We start from the raw sequence: 370 nt of genomic DNA, 5'->3' as shown, positions 1-370 counted from the left end.
GCTTAGTGGATGACGTTGTCCTTGGCTGCGTCACTCCTGTAGGCGAGCAAGGTTCTGATATTGCTCGTATTGCGGTGCTTGATGCCGACTGGGATCAAAGTGTCGCTGGCGTCACGCTTTCTAGGTATTGTGCGTCAGGGCTTGAGTCCATCAATCTTGCGGCTGCCAAAGTTATGTCAGGTATGGAAGATTTGGTCGTCGCAGGTGGCGTCGAATCAATGAGCCGAGTACCAATGGGTTCTGACGGTGGCGCTTGGTACATGGATCCACGAGTTAACGCTGCAACTGCTTTTGTACCACAAGGGGTTGGCGCTGATACGATAGCCACACTCAAAGGCTTTAGTCGTACTGATGTTGACGAATTTGCTAC

General features: G+C 51.6%; 1 protein-coding gene. It reads left to right on the top strand.

All coding sequences use genetic code 11. From position 1 onward, the window contains the following. On the top strand, positions 1-370 hold a 370-nt coding region (locus AAEY83_RS13230), incomplete at both ends, for a thiolase family protein (RefSeq protein ID WP_351059451.1).

It is taken from the genome of Psychrobacter sp. TB20-MNA-CIBAN-0197 (genome assembly GCF_040309765.1).
GTDB lineage: Bacteria > Pseudomonadota > Gammaproteobacteria > Pseudomonadales > Moraxellaceae > Psychrobacter > Psychrobacter submarinus.
This window is presented reverse-complemented; position numbering and strand designations above follow the sequence as displayed.